Annotated in this window: 4 protein-coding genes; 1 reads left to right on the top strand and 3 read right to left on the bottom strand. The window is 68.0% G+C overall.

Going from position 1 to position 3,538, the window contains the following annotated elements:
- Positions 1–65: 65 nt before the first annotated feature.
- The 3 genes from C1I97_RS39450 to C1I97_RS33490 form a co-directional block, all read right to left on the bottom strand.
- Positions 66–497 (bottom strand): hypothetical protein, encoded by a 432-nt coding sequence (locus tag C1I97_RS39450; protein WP_146608372.1) that lies wholly within the window; start codon positions 495–497, stop codon positions 66–68.
- A complete protein-coding gene (locus C1I97_RS33495; protein ID WP_441349182.1) occupies positions 494–1,735 on the bottom strand; it encodes an IS256 family transposase in 1,242 nt (413 codons plus the stop codon). Before C1I97_RS33495 ends, C1I97_RS39450 begins: the two co-directional genes overlap by 4 nt.
- A gap of 121 nt (positions 1,736–1,856) precedes the next feature.
- Positions 1,857–2,366 (bottom strand): TRADD-N-associated membrane domain-containing protein, encoded by a 510-nt coding sequence (locus C1I97_RS33490; protein WP_111006785.1) that lies wholly within the window; start codon positions 2,364–2,366, stop codon positions 1,857–1,859.
- Between the two features lie 29 nt (positions 2,367–2,395).
- Between C1I97_RS33490 and C1I97_RS33485 the strand changes: the two genes are divergently transcribed.
- Positions 2,396–3,514: an IS701 family transposase gene (locus C1I97_RS33485; protein ID WP_258382861.1), complete on the top strand. Its 1,119-nt coding sequence runs from the start codon at positions 2,396–2,398 to the stop codon at positions 3,512–3,514.
- Positions 3,515–3,538: the final 24 nt, after the last annotated feature.

Genomic DNA, 3,538 nt, shown 5'->3' with positions numbered 1-3,538 from the left:
GCAGTGGCGTAGACACCCTCTGTGCTACCGAGAGGCCCTGCCTTCATGCCCCCGCGCGGCCACAATCACCTGAACAGCACGCCCGTACGGACCCCCCAGCCCCACACTCGGTTTCGAGAAGCCCTCTCAGTCCTGCCTGGGCCACTGGCCACGCCACGCGCCCGGACCGGCTCGTCTTGAACGCCCGCTCCGACACTGAACACGATCAGGTCGTCGAGCTGCTGACGCGTTCCGCGGCCCGCATCCCAGGAGCCGTCTACCGCGAGAAAACGCCCTGCTCCGGGACCCTTCAGCTCGGCGCTGGCAGCGCGCAGCTGATCAGCACCGACTAGGACGCCGTGGTGCGCTTCTTCTTCGCCTTCGGCTTGGCCGGTGGCGGTGGGTTCTTCTCCGGTGGCGCCGTTGTTCATCCGGGCACTGGCTTCCAGGACCTGGTCGATGATGCGGCGGCGCATCTCGCTCTCGGCCGTGTCCCTTCTCGTGGTGTAGCCGATCATCCGGCGGTCGTGTTGGTGGTGTTGGGTAGCGCGGGGGCGCTTTCGGGGAGCTCGGCGGGGTAGAGCTGGTCCATGCTTCCCTCGGGCAGGTAGCGGCGGGGGAAGGCGATCCACTCGTCGTGCAGTTCGAAGAGCACGGCGGTGACCAGTCGCAGGAGCGCGTCGTCGTTGGGGAAGACCTGGACGACGTCGACGCGGCGCTTGACCTCGCGGTTGACCCGCTCCAGCGGGTTGGTGGACTGGATCTTCTTCCAATGTCGCTCGGGGAACGCCGCGAAGGCGGTCAGGTCGTCCTTCGCTTCCAGCAGCATCTCCTTGACCTTGGGGAACTGCGTGCCGAGCATGTCCGCGACCGTGTCGAGCTGACGGCGGACGGCGTCCTGGTCGGGCTGGGCGAAGATGGTGCGGATGGTCGCGGCGATCATTTCCGCGGCGTCCTTGGGGATCACGCCGAAGACATTGCGCAGGAAATGAACTCGGCAGCGCTGGTAGGAGGCCCCGATCATGACCTTGCGGATCGCCTTGACCAGCCCCGAGTGGTGATCGCCGATGACGAGCCGGACCCCGTTCAGGCCGCGTTCGCGCAAGGAGCGCAGGAACTGGGCCCAGAACACCTCGGTCTCGCTGTCACCGACCATCACCCCAAGAACCTCCCGGCCGCCGTCCTCGGTGATGCCGGTGGCGATCACCACGGCCCGCGAGACGATCTGATGCGCGACCCGCGCCTTGCAGTAGGTCGCATCGAGATAGACGTAAGGGAAGCGGACGTGGTCCAGGGGCCGGCCGCGGAACGCGGTCAGCTGCGCGTCCAGGGCCGCGCAGATCCGCGAGACCTCGCTCTTGGAGATCCCGCTGTCCGCGCCCAGTGCCTTGACCAGGTCGTCGACCGAGCGGGTGGACACGCCGTGGACGTAGGCCTCCATGATGACGGCGAACAGGGCCTGGTCGATGCGGCGGCGCCGCTCCAGCAGGCTCGGGAAGAAGCTGCCCGAGCGCAGTTTGGGGATCGCGAGGTCCAGGTCGCCGGCCTGCGTGGTCAGCGTCTTGTCGCGGTGCCCGTTGCGCAACGCGGTACGTGTCTCGGTGTGCTCGTTCCACTCCGCGCCGATCCTCGCCGTCGCCTCGGCCTCGATCAGCTCCTGCAGCATCCGCTCGGCCACGGAACGGACGAGTTCGAGCCCGTCCGCCGAACGCAGTGACTCCAGCAGCCGAAGTAAGTCATGCTGGGACAGGGCCACCATGCACCTCCTGGTTGAACTGGCCGTTTACCAGGGAGAGTTGCATGGTGGCCCACCTGTCGGGCAGGGAGCGAAATCCACGTGACCGCACGCCCCCGGCGCACTCCCTAACCGTGATCGGCTACACCACGACAAGGGACGCCATCTCGCTCTCGGGATCCTCGCCCAGGTTTTGGGCCAGGCGCTCCGCGGTCAGGTAGTAGCCGGTCAGGACCGGCTGCTCGAAGTAGCGGTTGAGCTGGCTCAGGGTCTGCCCGTACATCTGCAGGTAGGTGCGGTTGAGGAAGGCGGAGAGCGCCGCGGCGACGCCCGCGATGGCGGCGACGAAGACCTTGGTCTGGCCGTTGGCGAAGTACAGGCCGGCTGCGAAGCAGCCCACGATCACGAGCAGGCCCAACGCCATGGCCCGTTGCGAGGACCGGAAGGACCGGTCGGCTTGGTCGGTGGCGATCCGGTGGTATTCGTCGATCTGGGACTGGTTGAGTTCGAGGAGCGTGGCCAGGGGCGTGACGGTCTTGAGGTCCGCGAGCTTCTGCGCGTCGATCTCTTTCTGCCGTTCGGCTGTGACACGGCAGCTGTAAGTCTTGATCGTTGAGGTGTCTATGCAGGTCAGCGAGGTGGCTGCGGGCATGGGAACGGCCACCGCGATCATGATCGGTTGTGAAGACGAAGCAGAACGTGGTGGCCGTGCAGGCCACGATAGCCGAGCAGGCGTGGGCGACGGCGTTCGGGGCGCTGATGGCCGAGGTGGCCGGGTGCTTCCCGCGGCGGGATTCGCGGGTGCTCGCGCGGGAGATGACGCAGGCGATGCTGATGGAGTTGGAGCGGCGCAACCGCTGGACGCTGGCCGAGGCGCTCGGGCACGACGGGCCGTACCGGCTGCAGCACTTTCTCTCACGCGGCTCCTGGGACCATGACCTGGCCCGCGACCGGCTCGCCGCCTGGGCGGCAGGCGAACTCGCCCACGACCAGGCGGTGCTGGTGGTCGACGAGACGGGAGACGAGAAGTCGTCCACCGACTGCGTGGGCGCCGCCCACCAGTACTCCGGGGCGCTCGGCGGCATCGGCCTGTGCCAGGTCGCCGTGCACCTGACCTACGCCTCCAGGCGCGGACACACCCTGATCGACCGGGAGTTGTACCTGCCGGCCTGCTGGGCCGAGGACGAGGAACGCCGTCTGCTGCGGCACGTGCCGGACGAGATCGGCTTCGCCACCAAGCCACAGCTGGCCGCCGCCATGCTCCAGCGAGCCCGTGACCTGGGCATACCGGCGCGCTGGTTCGCCGGGGACGAGGTCTACGGCGGCCTGGAGCTGCGCCGCACCGCCCGCTCGCTCGGCTTCGACTACGCCCTTGCGGTCAAGGCCGACCACCGGGTCACCACCGGTGCGGGCCGGTTCACCGTCACCGCGCTGGCCGCCAAGGTCCCGGCCAGGTCCTGGATGCGGATACGGACCGGGCACGGCCTGAAGGGCGACCGGCACTACGACTGGGCCCTGATCGACGTACGCGCCGACGACGCCCCCGCCGAGGACACCGACGGCGGGCAGGCCCTCGTGGTCGTGCGCCGTCACCGCTACACCCGCGAGGTGTCCTTCTACCGCTGCCACTCCACCACTCCCGTCAGCCTCGCCGGCCTCGTGGACATCATCTGCACCAGGTGGAAGATCGAGGAGGGCTTGTGCGCCACGAGGCGCTCTGCCGTATTCCCGGCCCAGCCGGGAGGAATTGGAGGGAGGTTCCTGGGTTCGATGGCTGACCTGATGCCGAAAGGCTTATAGGGACAAGAGCATGCCAGGAAACCA

It is taken from the genome of Streptomyces sp. NTH33, from assembly GCF_003236365.1.
Classification (GTDB): domain Bacteria; phylum Actinomycetota; class Actinomycetes; order Streptomycetales; family Streptomycetaceae; genus Streptomyces.
The sequence above is the reverse complement of the archived record's forward strand: the minus strand, read 5'-3'. Positions and strand labels throughout refer to the sequence as shown.